Here is a 16020-nt window from a genome sequence, read left to right as displayed (position 1 = left end):
TCCCTACTGCTGGTCGTCCTCCGGGGGCTCCGCCCCCGGTGCGGCGCCCTCGGCGAACAGGACCTGGGCGTAGTAGCCGAGCCGGCCGTCGTCGTCGAGCTCCGCCCACGCCCGGCCCTCCGACTCGGCGAGGACCTCGGCGCGCAGGACGCGGTCGCGGAACCGGACGCTCGCGGAGCGCAGCGCGATCTCCGGATCCGCCTTGGCCTTGCGGGCGACGTTCGTGACCGCGAAGAGCGCGTCCCCGAGCGCCTGGAAGGTCGCGGCCCGGGCACCGGCGCGGATGGTCTCCCCCAGCCGGTCGAGCTCGGCGTGGGCGGCCTCGATCGCGGCGTCGACGTCGATCGGGTCGAAGCCCGAGCTCGACGCGCGGCGCTGGACCTTGCGCGCGAACAGGAGCGAGGGGAGGTTGTCGGGGACCTCGCCGAAGATGCCGCCCTCGCGGCCCGCCTCGGTCTGCTTGATCGCGTCCCAGTTGGCCAGGACGTCGTCGGCGCCCGTCACGTCGCGCAGCTGGGCGCTGGCGCGCTCCCCGGCCGCGGCGTGCGCGGCCTCGTCGGCGGCCCGGACCTCGGCCATCTCGGGCGAGTCCGCGGCGAAGACGTGCGGGTGCCGCCGGATGAGCTTTCGGCGGCAGTGCGCGGCGACGGCCGCGAGATCGCCCGCCCCGCGCTCCTCGAGCAGCAGCGAGAGGAAGTGGACCTGGAAGAGGACGTCCCCGAGCTCGTCGCGGAGCTTCGCGTCGTCCCCCGAGTTCGCCGCGTCGGCGAGCTCGTAGGCCTCCTCGAGCGTGTGCGGCACGATCGTGCGCTCGTCCTGCTCGCGGTCCCACGGGCACTCGATGCGGAGCCTGCGGGTGATGTCGTCCAGGGCTCCGAGGGCGGCGGTGATCTCGTCTCGCGGCACCGGGCGGAGGATAGTCGCCGGGGCCGGACCTGGAACGGGCCGGGCGATGATCGCCCGGCCCGTCGCCGTGGGGCCTCGCGGCCGGTCGGGCCCGCAGCGGCGAGCGCCCCGGGTGCTACTGGCCCGTCGTCGCCGCGCCCGGCGCGGTCGTCGTCTTGGGCTTCGGCTGGTTCTTGCAGAAGACCGCCTGGTTGTAGCCCTCGCGGCAGTCGGTCTTCTTCTTGTACTCCTTGACGACGTCGTCCTGCCACTTCTGGAGGGCTTCCTGCGGCTTGGACTGCTGGACGGTCTGCTTCAGCACCGTCTTGACCTTGTCGAACGGGATCGTCTGCGCGGGCGTGATCTTGTCGACCCGCACGACGTACCAGCCGGTCTCGGTCTTCACCGGGCCGGCGAGCTTCGTCTGGGCGGTGGCGAAGATCGCGTCCTCGAGGCCCTTCTCCTGCTGGCCCTTCGTGACGCCCTCGAGCTTGCCGCCCGCGCTCTTCGTGACCTGGTCGGTCGAGTACTTCTTCGCGACGTCCGCGAACTTGGCACCGCCGTCGAGCTCGGTGCGGGCCTTCTTCGCGTCGGCCTCCGTCTTCGTCAGCACGATGTGGACGTTGCGGGACTCGGGCTGCGAGTACTGCTTCTTGTTCTTGTTGTAGTACGCGAGCACGTCGGCGTCCGTGACCGTGCTGTTGTCCTTCGTGATCTTCGCCTGGATCTTCTGCAGCAGCAGGGTCGACGTCGACTCCGCCTTCAGGTCGTCGACCGTGCCGCCGGTCAGCGTCGTGAACTTCGCGAGGTTCTGCTTGCCGCCCAGGAGCTGGGTGTACAGGGCCTCGACCTGCTTGTTCACCTCGGCCGCCGGGGCCGTCAGCTTGTACTTCTTCGCCTCGTCGGCGGCGACCGTGCGCACCAGGAGCGCCTGGATCGCGCTGGTCTTGGCGTTCTCCAGCACCGGCTTGCACTGCGCGACGAGCTGATCCGGAGCGGCCTGGGCCTGCTGCTCCTTCGGGATCACCTTCTTCAGCGCGTTCGTGCACTCGGTGTACGGCGGGGAGAAGTTCAGGAGCTTCGGCGGGTTCGCCTTGAACACGCCGTTGGCGGTCAGCTGCTGGCTCACCGCGAGGAGCTGGAGCTTCTCCGCCGACTCGAACTGGGCCTTGGTGATCGTGGTGTCACCGATCTTCGCCACGGCGTTGCCGGGAAGGCCGTCGTCGCCGCCACAACCGGCGAGCACGACAGCGGCGGGCACGCCGATGGCGCACGCGAGGACCGCGCTTCTGAAGGGACGCTGGTGTCGAGGCATCGGGCCGCAGACTAGCGATCCGACCTAAGTCCGCGCTCAGGCCCGTCTCTGAGACGACGCAGAGCGTCTTGAGTATCGCACCCCGGCGTCCCCCTGACCACCCCCGGCGACCGCCGTCAGACGAGCGCCACGCTGAGCGCGGCGGCGCGGACGGCGTCGGCCGCCGCCACCACGGCCTCGAGGCGCTCCGGCCCCTCGGCGGGGACGACGGCGGTGATCCGCGAGTGGCCGCCCTCGTACTTCAGCGGCAGGCCGGCGGACGCGGCCTCCTCCTTCAGGCGCGCGATGCCCTCGGCGTCGAGCTCGATCGGCGTCGCCGTGAGCTTCGTGCCCCGGAGCGTCACGACGCGGCAGCGGGCCTCGCCGAAGCGGATCCGCGCGCGCTGGAGCTCGACGAGGTTCAGCAGCGGCTCGGGGAGCGCGCCGAAGCGGTCCTCGAGCTCGCCGCGGAGCTCCTCGAGGTGCGCGACGTCGTTCGCCGAGGCGATCCGGCGGTGGATGTCGACCTTCGCCTGCTCGTACGGGACGTAGTCGGCGGGGACGTACGCGGAGACCTGGGCGTCCATGCGGACGGGCTCCGGGCGCTCGTCGGCCCCGTCCTCGGTGCCGTCGCGATCCTCGGCCTCGCGTTCCCGGACGGCGTCCTCGAGCATCGAGAGGTACAGCTCGAAGCCCAGGGCCGCGACGTGCCCGGACTGCTCGTCGCCGAGGAGGTTGCCGGCGCCGCGGAGCTCGAGGTCGCGCATGGCGATCTGGAAGCCGGAGCCGAGCTCGGTGTAGTCCGCGAGCGCCGTCAGCCGGTGCATCGCGTCCTCCGTCAGCGCCGCCGCCGAGGGGTAGAGGAGGTAGGCGTAGCCGCGGTCCCGGCCCCGGCCCACGCGACCGCGGATCTGGTAGAGCTGGCTCAGGCCGAAGAGGTCGGAGCGGTCGACGATCAGCGTGTTGGCCTGCGGGATGTCGATGCCCGACTCGATGATCGACGTCGACACGAGGACGTCGGCGTCGCCCTTCAGGAACCGCATCATGTGGTCCTCGAGCTGCTGGTCGCTCATCTGCCCGTGCGCGACCTCGAACGTCATGTCGGGGCAGAGGCCACGCAACCGCGCCGCGGTCTCGTCGATCGTCTCGACGCGGTTGTGGAGGAAGAACGACTGGCCGCCGCGGTCCTTCTCGCGTCGCAGCGCCTGACGGACGAGCTGCTCGTCGTACTCGCCGACGTACGTCTTCACCGGGCGCCGGCCCTCGGGGGCGGTCTCGATCGTCGAGATGTCGCGCAGGCCGGCCAGCGACATCTGCAGCGTGCGCGGGATCGGCGTCGCCGACATCGCGATCACGTCGACCTTGAGCTTCAGCCGGCGCAGGTTCTCCTTCTGCTTGACCCCGAAGCGCTGTTCCTCGTCGACGACGATCAGGCCGAGGTCCTTGCCCGCGACGTCGCGGCCGAGGATGCGGTGGGTGCCGACGAGGACGTCGACCTTGCCCTCGTTGAACGCCTTGACGACCTCGCGCTGCTCCGGCGCGGAGCGGAAGCGGGAGACGTGGTCGACCGTCAACGGCAGGTCGCGCAGGCGCTCCGCGAACGTCGCGTAGTGCTGCTGGGCGAGGATCGTCGTCGGCGCGAGGATCAGCACCTGCTTGCCGTCGGCCGCGGCCTTCACGGCGGCGCGCAGCGCGACCTCGGTCTTGCCGAAGCCGACGTCGCCGCAGATCAGGCGGTCCATCGGGCGCGTGGACTCCATGTCCGCCTTCACGGCGTCGATGGCGTCGAGCTGGTCGACGGTCTCCTTGTACGGGAACTTCGCCTCGAACTCCTCGACGAGCTCGCCGTTGGCCGGGAACTGGTACCCGCGGCGGGCGCGGCGCTCGGCGTAGAGGTTGATGAGGTCGCCCGCCATCTCGTGCGCGGCCTTGCGCGCCCGGGTCTTGATGAGCTCCCAGCCCTTGCCGCCGAGCTTGGAGAGCGTCGGCTCGGCCCCGCCGCCCGTGACGTAGCGGGTGATCTTCGCGAGCTGGTCGACCGGGACGAAGACCTTGTCGTCGCCCGCGTACTGGAGCTTCAGGTAGTCGCGGGTGATGCCGCCGACGGTCTTCGTGTCGAAGCCGTTGAATCGCGCGATCCCGTGGTCCTCGTGGACGACGATGTCGCCGGTGCGGAGGTCCGCGAAGGACTTCAGCGCGCCGCGGCGGCCCGAGCGGCGGCGGGACTCGTCGTCGGCCTCGGTCTTCCGCCGGCGCATGAGCCGGTGGTCCGGGAGGACGGCGAGCTCCATGCCCGGCGCGATGAAGCCGTGGCGGAGGTCCGCGATGACGAAGCCCGCGCGCGTCCGGTCGAAGTCGCCGTCGCCGACCCACTGGGCCCGGACGCGGGAGAGGTTGTAGGCCGCGCGGTCGCCGTCGCCCTGCCGGCGCCACGTGACGACCGTGCGGTACCCGGACCGCAGGAGCTTCTCGAGCTCGGTCTCCGCACCGGTGAGGTTGCGCGCGGCGAGGTCGCCGGACTGGCCGTGGAGCTGGAGGTCCTGGTCCTGCAGGAGGCTCATGATCCGCAGCTCGGCGCGGCGGTCGAGCTCCTCGAGGATCGCCTCGGGCTTCACGTAGAGGTGGCCGGCGTCCTCGTCGTGGAAGGCGGCGCAGACGTCGTCCCACTGGTCCCGGAGCGCGGGCGCGATCTCCTCGTCGGCGACGATGATGACCGCCGCGTCCTGCGGCACGAGGTCGAGGAACGGGCCGAAGCGGTCGACGGGCAGGAGGCTCGCGACGTCGGGGCGCTCCTCCCCCTCCTTCGCCAGCTGGACGGAGTGGGCGATCTCGTCCCCGCGGTGCTCGGCGGCGAGCTCGGCGGCCGGGGCGACCTCCACCTGGTCGAGCTCGCCGAGGCTGCGCTGCGTGTAGACGGAGAAGGCGCGGATCGACTCGATCTCGATGTCGAAGAGGTCGACGCGGACGGGGTTGTCCTCCGTCGCCGGGAACACGTCGAGGATGCCGCCGCGGATGGCGAACTGGCCGCGGTCGTCGACCTGGTCCACCCGGGCGTACCCGCAGGCGACGAGGTCGTGGGCGCAGTCGTCGAGGTCGAGGAGCTCGCCGGTCTTCAGGCGGAAGCCGTGCGGGCGCAGCGCCGGGTCCGGGACGGTCTCCGACAGCGCGGCGGCGGAGGCGACCACGACCGGCAGCTCCTGCTCGCCGTCGTCCGGGGCCAGGAGCGCGTCCAGGGCGGCGACGCGCATGCCGACGAGGTGCGGCGGCGGGGCGAGGTGCGACTCGTACGCCACGCCGCGCGAGGGGTAGAAGCGCACGGGCCGCGGGTGCAGCCAGGCGCGGAGGTCGCGGGCGAGCTCGCGGGCGGCCTTGTCGTCCGGGGCGACGACGAGGGCCGGGCGGCCGAGACCGATCGCGCCGTCGACACCGTCGAGCGCCCCGGCGACCACGAACGGCCGCATGGACGTCGCGACGAAGACCTTCCCGCCCTCCCGCGCGATGCGGGCGCCGGTGGGTTCGTCGGCGAGGTGGCGGAGCAGCGGGCGGAGCGACATGCGGCGGGTGCGGGGGTCGGGGGGAGGCCGCGCGGAGGACCGGCGGGTGGACGCGCCCGCCGGTGCGACGGGACGCGAGAAGGCCCCGCCGGGAGCCGGCGCGGCCGTGATCGGGGCCCGACCGGGCGACCGCCGGTGGGCCCACGGATTGTACGCGCCACCCGGTCGGCCCGGACGTGGGCGGGCGCACGGGACGACCATCCCGGGGCGTGCCTGGACGGTCGTCCGCCGGTCGGCGCGCGGCCGCGTGCCCGGCGTGGACGATCCGGCGGCCCGGGAAGATGCGCTCCGGACCCCGATCACGCTGTTCCGCCCCCCGGGCGCGCTACCGTCTGGAGACGGACGTCACGCCGCCGTCGGAGCAGGACCGGCGACGTGGCACCCGGGTTCTCGCCGTCGACCCAAGGCCCGCCGCCATGCCCCACGTATCGCACCTGACGTCCCGCGACGTCGCTCCCGCCGCCCTGGCGGTCACGCCGAGCGACAAGTTCGTGCTCGAGGGGCTGACCTACGACGACGTGCTGCTGCTGCCGGGGCCGTCCGACGTCCTCCCGAACGACGTCGGGACGGGGACCTGGCTGACGCGCAACATCCAGCTGAAGGTCCCGCTGCTCTCCGCCGCGATGGACACCGTGACCGAGGCGCGGATGGCGATCGCCATGGCCCGTCAGGGCGGCATCGGCATCCTGCACCGCAACCAGTCGATCGAGGACCAGGCGGCCCAGGTCGACACGGTCAAGCGGTCCGAGGCCGGGATGATCCGGCACCCCGTGACGATCGGCCCGGACGCGACGATCCGCGACGCCGACGCCGTCATGGGCCGGTACGGCATCGGCGGCCTGCCGATCTGCGACGAGCAGGGCCTGCTCCTCGGCATCGTCACGAACCGCGACATCCGCTTCGAGTCCGATCACGGGCAGCCGCTGCACTCGGTGATGACGCCGATGCCGCTCGTGACGGCCTCCCCCGGCACCTCGGGCGACGAGGCCATGCGCCTGCTGCGCGAGCACAAGATCGAGAAGCTGCCGCTCGTCGACGGCGACGGGCGCCTGGCGGGCCTGATCACGCTGAAGGACTTCACGAAGACCGAGAAGTACCCGTCGGCCTCGAAGGACGGCTCCGGCCGCCTGCTCGTCGGCGCCGCGGTCGGCGTCGGCGCCGACAGCCGCGAGCGCGCCCACGCGCTCGTCGACGCCGGTGTCGACGTCCTGATCGTCGACACCGCCCACGGCCACCAGCGCGGGGTCCTCGAGACCGTCGCGCAGGTGAAGCGCGAGACGTCGGTCGACGTCATCGGCGGCAACGTCGCCACGCGTGGCGGTGCCCAGGCGCTGATCGACGCCGGGGCGGACGCCGTCAAGGTCGGCGTCGGCCCGGGCTCCATCTGCACCACGCGCATCGTCGCCGGCGTCGGCGTCCCCCAGGTCTCGGCGATCTTCGAGGCCTCCCGTGCCGCGCGCCCCGCCGGCGTGCCGGTGATCGGCGACGGCGGCCTCCAGTTCTCGGGTGACATCGCCAAAGCGATCTCCGCCGGTGCGTCGTCCGTGATGCTCGGCTCCCTGCTGGCCGGCTGCGAGGAGTCGCCCGGCGAGCTCGTCTTCATCAACGGCAAGCAGTTCAAGAGCTACCGCGGGATGGGCTCCCTCGGCGCCATGCAGGGTCGCCAGAGCTTCTCGAAGGACCGCTACTTCCAGGACAACGTCTCCGGTGACGACAAGCTCGTCCCCGAGGGCGTCGAGGGCCAGGTCCCGTACCGCGGCCCCGTCCAGGCGGTCGCGCACCAGCTCGTCGGCGGCCTGCGCGCCGCGATGGGCTACACGGGCTCGGCGACCATCGCCGAGCTCCAGGACCACGGCCAGTTCGTGCGGATCACGTCGGCGGGCCTCAAGGAGAGCCACGCCCACGACATCCAGATGACGGTCGAGGCCCCGAACTACGCGGCCCGGCCCCGGTAGGGCCTGCCGGCCCTTCGCAGCGCCCGACGGGCCCGCCACGGCGGGCCCGTACTCGTTCAGCCGTTGGGCTTGGCGGCCACGAGCTCGCGGCGGCCGAAGACGATCGACTCGGCGATGTCCGCCGAGGTCGTGATCAGGTCCTCGACCTCGTGCTCCGGCTGACGCCACTTGCCGAGGACGTAGCCGGAGACGATCTCCGGGTCCGTCGAGGCGGGCCGCCCGACGCCGATCCGGACGCGGCCGAACGTCGGCTCCCCGAGCTCGCGCTTCAGGGACTTCAGGCCGTTGTGGCCGGCGAGCCCGCCAGCCAGTCGCCAGCGGACGTCGGCGAAGGCGAGGTCGATCTCGTCGTGCAGGACGAGGATGCGCTCCAGCGGGACCTTCAGCTGGCCGCGGGCGGGGCTCACGGACCTCCCGGACTCGTTCATGAAGGTCTGCGGGAGCAGCACCGCGACGCGCGTGGGGTCCTCGCCCGGGAACTCGCGGACGGTGCCCTGCCAGAACTCGCCGCGGAACTTCGCGCGGCCCTTGCCGAGGTCCCAGCGGCGGACGAGCTCGCGGGCGACCTGGAACCCCGCGTTGTGCGGCGTGCGCTCGTACTGCGAGCCGGGGTTGCCGAGTCCGACGACGAGCCAGTCGACGGGCGTGGTGCCGCCGAGGAGCGCCATCGGAGGGAGGGACGACGTGGCCGGGCACGATGCCGCAGGTCACCCGGAGGCCGCCGCGGACGGCGGCGGCGGGGCGACGGGCGGCGGCCCGGCCGGGGCGTCAGTCGTCGGAGCCGGACTCGTCGTCGCCGACGGTCGTCTCGGCGGCCTCGCTGCCCTCGGACGCGGCGGCGCCGGCCTCCTGCGCGGCCTCCTCCTCGGCCTCGACCTCGGCGGCCAGGCGCGGGGCGGCGATGCTGACGGCGATCGGCTCGGGGTCGTCGACGAGCGTGGTCCCGGACGGCAGGACGATGTCGCCGACCGTGGCGTTGTCGCCGATGGCGAGGTCCGTGACGGAGATCGTGACGGACTCGGGGATCTCGTTCGGGAGGGCCTCGATGGTGATCTCGCGCACGATCTGGGTGACGATGCCGCCGAGCTTCATCGCCTCGGCGTCGTCCTGGCCCACGACCTCGACCGGGACCGTGGTCTGGATCTTCTGCTTGAGGTCGACGCGCAGCAGGTCGACGTGCACGATCTGGCCGCGGACGGGGTGGCGCTGGGCCTCCTTCAGCACGACCGGCTCGCTCGTGCCGCCGTCGATGGCGACGTCGATGACGGCGCCCTTCGAGGCGAGCGTGAGGCGCAGATCGCGCTCGTTCACCGCGATCGAGACGGGCTCGACGTCCCCGCCGTAGATGACGCCCGGGACGCTGCCCTGACGACGGGCACGCCGGGCGTCACGCGAGTGGAGAGGTGCGCGGGAAGCGACTGCGAGCGAGGAAGAGTTCGTGGCCATGAGCGACGGAGGATCTTAGCGGGGAACTCCCGGGGACGCCGTGACGCTCAGGCCCCGGGGGACGCGACCCCGTCGGACGGGTCCCCGTCGGAGGACTCGCTGGGCGCGAACCGGCCGGGCGGGGACGGCGGGATCGTGACCGGGCCGGCCGGCGCGGGCGCCAGCTGGTCCAGGCCGGAGAACTCGTCGTGCAGGACCTGCCACGCGGGCTTCTTGCTCAGGTCGCGGCCCAGGAGGCCCTTCCCGTGCCACGGCGGGGTGGGGGTCGGGTTGCCGCCCGCCCAGTTCGGACGGACACGGAACTCGCGCAGGCCCCACCAGACGGCGCCCGACAGCCACGGATGGGCGCGGTAGACCGCGAAGTGGTGCGCGGCGTAGGCGGCTTGGAACGCGTAGGTGCCGGCCTCGTCCGCCGGGCCCTCCCGCGTGGCCTCCGCCCCCGTCTCGGTGATCATGATCGCCTCGTTCGGGTTGCACTTGCGCAGCTCGTCGAGGAACGGCCCCAGCGCGGCGGGGTCGGCGAGCGGGTCCGTCGGCGCGCCGTACCAGCCGAAGTAGTCGTTCAGCCCGAGCAGGTCGACCGGGCCGTAGGCGCCGACGCAGCCGTACTTCACGCCCGACTGGCGGGCGTAGGCCATCGGTCGGGTCGGGTCGGTCTCGTCGACGATCTTCCGGGCGTCCTTGACGTACTTGACGATCGGCGGCCCGGGGTTCGTCGTCAGCTCGTTGCCGATCGACCACGTGAAGACGGACGGGTGGTGCGCGTTGACCGCGATCGTCGTGCGCAGGAGGTTCAGGGCGTCGGCCTCCACCGTCGGGCGGGCCAGCTGGGACTGGCGGACCTGGTAGACGGGGATCTCGTTCCAGACGAGGAGGCCCATGCGGTCGGCCTCCTCGAGCATGCGGGGGTGGAACGGGTAGTGCCCGCGGACCACGAGGCCCCCGAGGTCGCGGACCTGCTGCAGGAGCTGGTCCTGCCCCTCGTTGGTGAGGGCGCTGCCGTTCGGGATGTCCATCTCGTGCACGCCGCTGCCGCGGAGGTTCACGTTCTCGAAGTTCAGCTGGAGCCGCCCCTCCTTGACCTTGATCGAGCGGATGCCCGTCCGGACGCGGTACCGCATCACGCGGTCGCCCTGCCGCTTGCCCTCGTCGAGCAGGCGGCCCTCGACGGACGCCTCGTAGAGGTGCGGGTCCTTGGGCGACCACACGTGCGGCTTCGGGACCTTGACGACGCCGCGGACCTCCGTCGACTTCGTGCGTCCGAGCGACGGGCTGGGCGGCAGGGAGACGTTGCCGAGCGCCACCTCGCGGCCGGCGACGCGGCCGACGAGCGCCAGCCTGCGACGGGTGCTCGAGTAGTTCGTCGCGGTGGCCCGGAAGCGGACGACGCCGGCGCAGCCCTTGCAGGGCAGGTCCGGGGTGACCTGGACGTTGGAGAGGTCGACCTGGTCGGCGTAGTGGAGCCCGACCTCGCGCGGGATGCCCCCGTCGTTCCACCAGCCGCCGCCGGCCGTCCCGTCCTTCTGCGTGGATCCGGGCGGGAAGTCCGCGACGGTGCGCCGGTTGTCGGTGCGGATGACCACGTCGACGCGTCCGTCCTTGGCCTTGTCCTTCGGGATCACCGCCTGGAACGGCTCGTACGCCCCGCGGTGGCCACGGACCCGGACGCCGTCGACCCAGACCGTCGCCCCGACGGAGACCCGCTCGAAGCGCAGGACGAAGAGGCCGCCGCGGCGACCCTTCGGGATCGTCGGCAGCTGCAGCTCCCGGCGGTACCAGACGACGCCGCCGACCTGCGAGGCGTTGCTGTTGTCGCCGGCGTTCCAGACGTTCGGGACCGCGACGGGGGACCAGCCGAGGGTGTCGACCTGCCGCTGCCACGCGCTCTTGACCCCGACGCCGCCCTGGTCGCGGCGGATCAGCCAGGAGCCCCCGATCGTCCAGCGGTACATCGGTCCGGCGAAGTACCGGCCGCCTGGGGTCGGCGGCGTGGCGGCCGGCCGGGCCGTCGATCCGACCTGCGCCGGTGGTGTCTCCGGTGACGCGGGCGCGGTGGTCGTCGGGGCGACGTCCTGCGCTGGAGCGGAGGCTGCGAGGACGGCCGGCAGGACGACGGCCAGGGCAGCCACGCGCGAGGCGACCCGGAGGGGGCGGTGCATCCCTGCTCTCTAGCACGCCGAGGCACGACACCGCGCTACTCTCGCGAGCGATGAAGCTCCTCTTCAAGCCCTTCGGCCTCGTCGCGGGGCTCGTGGCCTCGCGGGCCTCCGCCGCGATCTTCGATCAGGTCTGGCAGCGCGTGGACGGCGGCGACCTGCCCAGCGCGGAGGTCCGGGAGGACCCCGCCGGGCGGGCGATCGCGGCCGCCGCCCTGCAGGCGGCGATCTTCGCGGGCACCTCGGCAGCGGTCAGCCGCTACGGGATGCACGTCTTCGAGCACACCTTCGGGAAGTGGCCGGGCGACCGCCGCGAGGACCAGGAGCAGCTCGGGTCCTGAGCCGCTCCTGGGCGGTGGGGCGCGGACGGACCGCACCCCACCGCGGGGCTCACTTCAGCTTCAGCCAGGCGTTCCAGGTCGGACGGGCCGTGCCGTCGGCCGTCTTGAGGCCGGACTTCCAGTCCGAGGAGCCCTTGGGGTCGCGCAGCTGGTACCAGATGAACGTCTTGATGCCGTTCTTCTTGGCGAGCGAGAACGCGGACTTCAGGTACTTCGCCGCCGTGGAGTCCTTCGTCTTGAACTTGCCCTCGGTGCGGTAGGCGAACTCCGTGATCTGGATGTTCTTCGCCGCGGCGGAGGACAGGCGACCGGCGCTCTTCAGCTTCTTGATCTGCTGGACGGTCGTCTTCAGGTTGCCGTGCGTCCACTGGTCCTTCGAGGACGTCGCCTTCGTGGGCGAGCGCGAGAAGTCGTACGTGTGGAGGGTGAAGCCGTCACCCAGGAGCTTCGTCTTCGCCGCCTTGCTCCGGCTGGTCGGCTTGAACGCCGAGTTCAGGTACAGCGCCTTGCGGAAGAACGCGCCCGGGTTCGAGCCGGCCTGGCCGGAGCGGGTGTTCGGGGCGGCCTCGCCGACGAGCACCTTGGCGCCGGGGTCGCTCTTCTTGACCTGCTTGTAGACGCGGTTGGAGAGCTTCACCCACGCGCGCTCCTGCCCCTGCGGCCAGGCGGTCTTGTAGTTCGGCTCGTTGAACGTCAGGTAGCCGGCGAGCGGCAGGTCCTTGAGCTTGCTGGCGATGTCGCCCATGAAGAGGACGTAGTTCGACTGGGTCGAGGCCGGGACCTTGGAGCCCGACTTCTTGCCCCGGCCCATCGTCACGTAGCTGCCGACGAGGAGCCGGACGCTGGAGCCGCCCTCGGTGGCGGCGCGGCGGATGCGCGCGATCTGGTCGGCGGGGGCCGAGGTCGACGTCCCGTCCCAGTTCACGAGGACGCGGACCGTCTTGGACTTCGACGCGCGCGCGTCGGCGAAGAACGCGGCGCGGTCGGCGGCGTTGTCGCTCAGGATCGAGTTGTCCTGAAGGCCCTTCGTGGTCGCGGCGTTCGAGGCTGCAGGAGCGACGGCGAGCAGGGAGAGCGCGGCGAGACCGCCGGCGAGGGTTCGTGCGGACGTTCGAGACATGTGGTGGTCCTCTCTCGGGGGAACGGCGTCCGGATGATGCCAAACGCCGGACCAGCGTACGCCGGGTCGGGGCCCGCGGGAAGGCGTCGGACGTACGGACGACGCGCGCGACCCGCGACGGGTCGCGGCGGTGGACGCGCGACAGCGGCCCAGGCGTCGCTCCCGACCCGCGAGGACGGGCCTCAGGAGCTCTTGCGGATCACGAGGCCGCGGTCCCGCAACGTCGCCAGGGCGTCCTCGAACTCCCCGAAGCGCCGGGCGGTGAGGAGCTCCACCGGCCGCCCCGCGGGTCCGGACGTGCGCATCCAGCGGTGGAGCGTCGGGAGCCCGACCTGCTCGGCCGGCTCGGCCGTCAGCGTGAGCAGGAGCGCGAGCTGCGGCTTGTGCTCGAGCTCGCCGACGATCACCGACAGCGGGTCGGCGTCGAGGACCCGGAGGATCTCGTCGTCGGTCAGCCCGAGGCGCTCGGCGAGGAGCTGGGCGGCGGTCGTCGGCATGCGGCGAGCGTAGCGCGGGACGGCGGGTGCACCGCGGGGCGCTCAGCGTCACGAGGCAGGCGCTCGACGATCGTCTCCGGGGGGCCGGCCTGCGCCCGCGGTCCGACCCTCACTGGAACTGACAGAGCCGCCCGGTGACGGGCTCGCCCATGCGCCGTGCCTCGCGCCGGGCGATCGGGCCGAACAGCTGATTCCCGTTGCGGGAGATCACGACCGTGCACGGGTACGGCGGGACCTCGCGGCCCTGCGCGTCCGTCACGCCCTCCTCCGTCGTGCGGTAGACGCCGGGGCCGCGCTGCTCGACGAGACCGTCGTCCCCGCCGTCGGACGAGCCCCCGCCGGCACCCAGCAGCCCCGCCGTCACGAGCAGGCCGACGAGGATCACCATCAGGAGGACGGTCCGCCAGCCCCGCCCGACGCTCGTCGACCAGGACGCCCCCGTCCGCCGGGTCCGCCGGGCCCCCGCCCACAGCTGCAGCGCGACGAGCGGCAGGGGCGCCAGGAGCAGCTCCAGGCCCGCCCGGTCGTCGGCGATCGCGGCCGAGATCGCCGCGCCGGCGACCAGGGCGAGCGCGACCAGCAGATCGCGGGTGACGTCGCCGAGCACGGGCCCGGGCTCGTCCGCCTCGTCGTCGTCGAACGCCGGGGCGTCGGGCTCACGCCAGGCGAGGGCCGCCGTCGGCAGGAAGAGCGCCCAGGCGAGGAACCACCACATCAGGACCTGGAGGTCGTCGCGGTCCAGGACCCACCCGGTCCCGACGCGGCCGTCCTCCGAGCGACGGGCCTCGGGGAGGACCTCCGGCAGCAGCCACGCGGTGACGACCACGACCGCGAGGAAGAGCACGAACGCGGTGCGGAACGCCCGGTGCCGGGCCGCGCGGTCGCGCTCGTCGAGCTCGGCGCCGCGGAGCCGGCCCACGCGCCGCGTGCCGCGGCGGAGCAGCCCGAAGACCACGAGCAGCATCACGCCGTAGAGGATGCTGCGAGCCCCGGGACCGTCCCGGAGCAGCACGTCGTGCAGCCCGTCGCTGGTGGCCGTCAGGCCGAGGAGGACGAGGAGGACGGCGAGGACCACGGTCCAGCGGCGCCGGCTGGCCCGGCCCCTGGGGGTGAGCTCCTCGCGCCACGGGTCCTGTGCCGGGGTCTTCGTGCTGCTCATCGGTCCTGCTCCTGGGTTCCGGCGCCGGGCGCGCCGTACATCTGCTGGGACATGGGCGGGAACGGCGTCCGGGAGAAGATCGCCTCGATCGGCAGGCCGAAGTGCTCGGCGAGCGTGAACGCGAGGTCCAGGCTCGGGCTGTAGTCGCCCCGCTCGAGGTAGCCGATCGTCTGGTAGTTCACGCCGACGACCGCCGCGAGGTCCTTCCGCGACAGGCCGTGCTCGGCGCGGAGGACGGGGAGCCGGTTGTACAGCGGCGCGTCCTCGGTCTTCGGCTTGCGTCCCACGTCTTCACCGTAGACGAGTCGTTGTATTTTTACAACACATAATTCTCCAGGACGACGAACTGGCGCTCCCGCGGACGGACGACGACGGCCGACATCGGGAACCAGGGGACCGGCTCGGGAACGACGAACGGCGGCGGGGCGACCACGGATCGACCGTGACCGCCCCGCCGCCGCGGGGGACCGCTGCAGAGCCCGGAGGCCCCTAGAAGAGCTGGTTCTCGCCCTGGAAGACCTCGGAGACCGAATCGTCCGTGAAGATCGAGCGGATCGAGTCGGTCAGGAGGGCGGCGCACGAGACGACGTGCACGTTGTCCGGGGCGCCGGCGCGCAGCGGGATCGTGTCGGTGACGACGATCTGCTCGAACGGCGCGGCGGCGAGGTTCTCGTACGCCTTGCCGGAGAAGACGCCGTGCGTGGCGGCGGCGTACACGCGGGAGGCGCCCGCCGCCTTCACGGCCTCGCCGGCGGCCCGGAGGGTGCCGGCCGTGTCGATCATGTCGTCGACGATGATCGCGGTCTTGCCCTTCACGTCGCCGATGACGTGGCCGATCTCGGCGACCTGCTGCTTCGGGCGCTCCTTGTCGAGGATCGCGAGGTCCGCGTTCATGCGGGTCGCGAACTTCTTGTTCAGCTTGACGCGGCCGGCGTCCGGTGCGACGACGACGAGCTCGTCGTCGAGCTGCAGGTCGACGAAGTACTGCGTGAGCATCATCATCGCCGTCATGTGGTCGACGGGGATCTGGAAGAAGCCCTGCACCTGGCCGGCGTGGAGATCCATCGTCAGGACGCGGTCGGCGCCGGCGGACTCGAGCATGCGGGCGACGAGGCGGGAGCTGATCGGCTCGCGCGGTGCGCTCTTCTTGTCCTGGCGGGAGTAGCCGTACCAGGGGGTCACGGCGATCACGCGGTGGGCGCTGGCGCCGACGGCGGCGTCGATCATCACGAGGAGCTCCATCAGCGCGTCGTTGGCGCTGATGCCGGTCTCCGGGTTGCCGCAGGTCGGCTGGACGATGAAGACGTCGGAGCCGCGGATCGACTCCTCGAAGCGGCAGTAGACCTCGCCGTTCTGGAACGTCTTGAGGGTGATGGGCCCCGGCTGGACGCCGAGGCGGCCGCCGATCGCGTCCGCGAGCGCGGGGTTCGCGCGCCCGCTGAAGAGCATGAGTCGCTTGTCGTAGCCCAGCTGCAGGCTGGTGCCGGGCGTTGCGAGTGTCGACGGGACGGAGCTCACGGTGAGGCGGATCCAGGGCGAGGAGTCAGGAGGCTGGGCGCGGGCCGAGGACGACCTTCGCCGTCCGGCAGGCTACTCGGCCGTCGGCGCCCGTG

General features: G+C 72.4%; 13 protein-coding genes. 2 read left to right on the top strand and 11 right to left on the bottom strand.

Annotated features, from left to right (window positions below):
* Window positions 1-3 precede the first annotated feature (3 nt).
* The 3 genes from PATMI_RS30100 to mfd form a co-directional block, all read right to left on the bottom strand.
* On the bottom strand, window positions 4-906 hold the full coding sequence (locus tag PATMI_RS30100) for a MazG nucleotide pyrophosphohydrolase domain-containing protein (protein ID WP_051471623.1): 903 nt from the start codon (window positions 904-906) through the stop codon (window positions 4-6).
* Between the two features lie 115 nt (window positions 907-1021).
* A complete protein-coding gene (locus PATMI_RS34650; protein WP_169738373.1) occupies window positions 1022-2146 on the bottom strand; it encodes a peptidyl-prolyl cis-trans isomerase in 1125 nt (374 codons plus the stop codon).
* A 170-nt stretch (window positions 2147-2316) separates the two neighbouring features.
* Complete coding sequence (gene mfd, locus PATMI_RS30090; RefSeq protein ID WP_036725852.1) at window positions 2317-5733, bottom strand: transcription-repair coupling factor; 3417 nt, start codon at window positions 5731-5733, stop codon at window positions 2317-2319.
* Window positions 5734-6149: 416 nt separating this feature from the next.
* Between mfd and guaB the strand changes: the two genes are divergently transcribed.
* Complete coding sequence (gene guaB, locus PATMI_RS0113865; RefSeq protein ID WP_245604168.1) at window positions 6150-7688, top strand: IMP dehydrogenase; 1539 nt, start codon at window positions 6150-6152, stop codon at window positions 7686-7688.
* A gap of 56 nt (window positions 7689-7744) precedes the next feature.
* Here guaB and pth read toward each other — a convergent pair whose 3' ends face one another.
* The 3 genes from pth to PATMI_RS0113850 form a co-directional block, all read right to left on the bottom strand.
* Entirely contained in the window at window positions 7745-8356 is a 612-nt protein-coding gene (pth, locus tag PATMI_RS30085; protein ID WP_036725849.1) for an aminoacyl-tRNA hydrolase, read from the bottom strand.
* Window positions 8357-8456: 100 nt separating this feature from the next.
* Window positions 8457-9134 (bottom strand): 50S ribosomal protein L25, encoded by a 678-nt coding sequence (locus tag PATMI_RS0113855; RefSeq protein ID WP_026911322.1) that lies wholly within the window; start codon window positions 9132-9134, stop codon window positions 8457-8459.
* A gap of 47 nt (window positions 9135-9181) precedes the next feature.
* On the bottom strand, window positions 9182-11293 hold the full coding sequence (locus tag PATMI_RS0113850; protein ID WP_026911321.1) for a glycoside hydrolase family 2 protein: 2112 nt from the start codon (window positions 11291-11293) through the stop codon (window positions 9182-9184).
* Between the two features lie 50 nt (window positions 11294-11343).
* Between PATMI_RS0113850 and PATMI_RS0113845 the strand changes: the two genes are divergently transcribed.
* Window positions 11344-11631, top strand: coding sequence for a DUF4235 domain-containing protein (locus PATMI_RS0113845; RefSeq protein WP_026911320.1), 288 nt, complete (start codon window positions 11344-11346; stop codon window positions 11629-11631).
* A 49-nt stretch (window positions 11632-11680) separates the two neighbouring features.
* Here PATMI_RS0113845 and PATMI_RS0113840 read toward each other — a convergent pair whose 3' ends face one another.
* The 5 genes from PATMI_RS0113840 to PATMI_RS0113815 all read right to left on the bottom strand — a co-directional run bounded on the left by PATMI_RS0113840 (window position 11681) and on the right by PATMI_RS0113815 (window position 15877).
* Complete coding sequence (locus tag PATMI_RS0113840; protein WP_026911319.1) at window positions 11681-12751, bottom strand: cellulase family glycosylhydrolase; 1071 nt, start codon at window positions 12749-12751, stop codon at window positions 11681-11683.
* Window positions 12752-12933: 182 nt separating this feature from the next.
* Window positions 12934-13248 (bottom strand): hypothetical protein, encoded by a 315-nt coding sequence (locus PATMI_RS0113835; protein ID WP_026911318.1) that lies wholly within the window; start codon window positions 13246-13248, stop codon window positions 12934-12936.
* Window positions 13249-13357: 109 nt separating this feature from the next.
* The gene (locus PATMI_RS0113830; protein WP_026911317.1) at window positions 13358-14407 is read right to left on the bottom strand and encodes a hypothetical protein; all 1050 of its coding nucleotides are present in this window, start codon (window positions 14405-14407) and stop codon (window positions 13358-13360) included.
* On the bottom strand, window positions 14404-14694 hold the full coding sequence (locus tag PATMI_RS0113825; protein ID WP_026911316.1) for a helix-turn-helix transcriptional regulator: 291 nt from the start codon (window positions 14692-14694) through the stop codon (window positions 14404-14406). The genes PATMI_RS0113830 and PATMI_RS0113825 overlap by 4 nt, the downstream gene beginning before the upstream one ends.
* A 202-nt stretch (window positions 14695-14896) precedes the next feature.
* The gene (locus tag PATMI_RS0113815; protein ID WP_026911315.1) at window positions 14897-15877 is read right to left on the bottom strand and encodes a ribose-phosphate diphosphokinase; all 981 of its coding nucleotides are present in this window, start codon (window positions 15875-15877) and stop codon (window positions 14897-14899) included.
* Window positions 15878-16020 lie beyond the last annotated feature (143 nt).

Origin of the sequence: Patulibacter minatonensis DSM 18081, assembly GCF_000519325.1 — a bacterium.
GTDB classification, from domain to species: Bacteria; Actinomycetota; Thermoleophilia; order Solirubrobacterales; family Solirubrobacteraceae; genus Patulibacter; species Patulibacter minatonensis.
The sequence above is the reverse complement of the archived record's forward strand: the minus strand, read 5'-3'. Positions and strand labels throughout refer to the sequence as shown.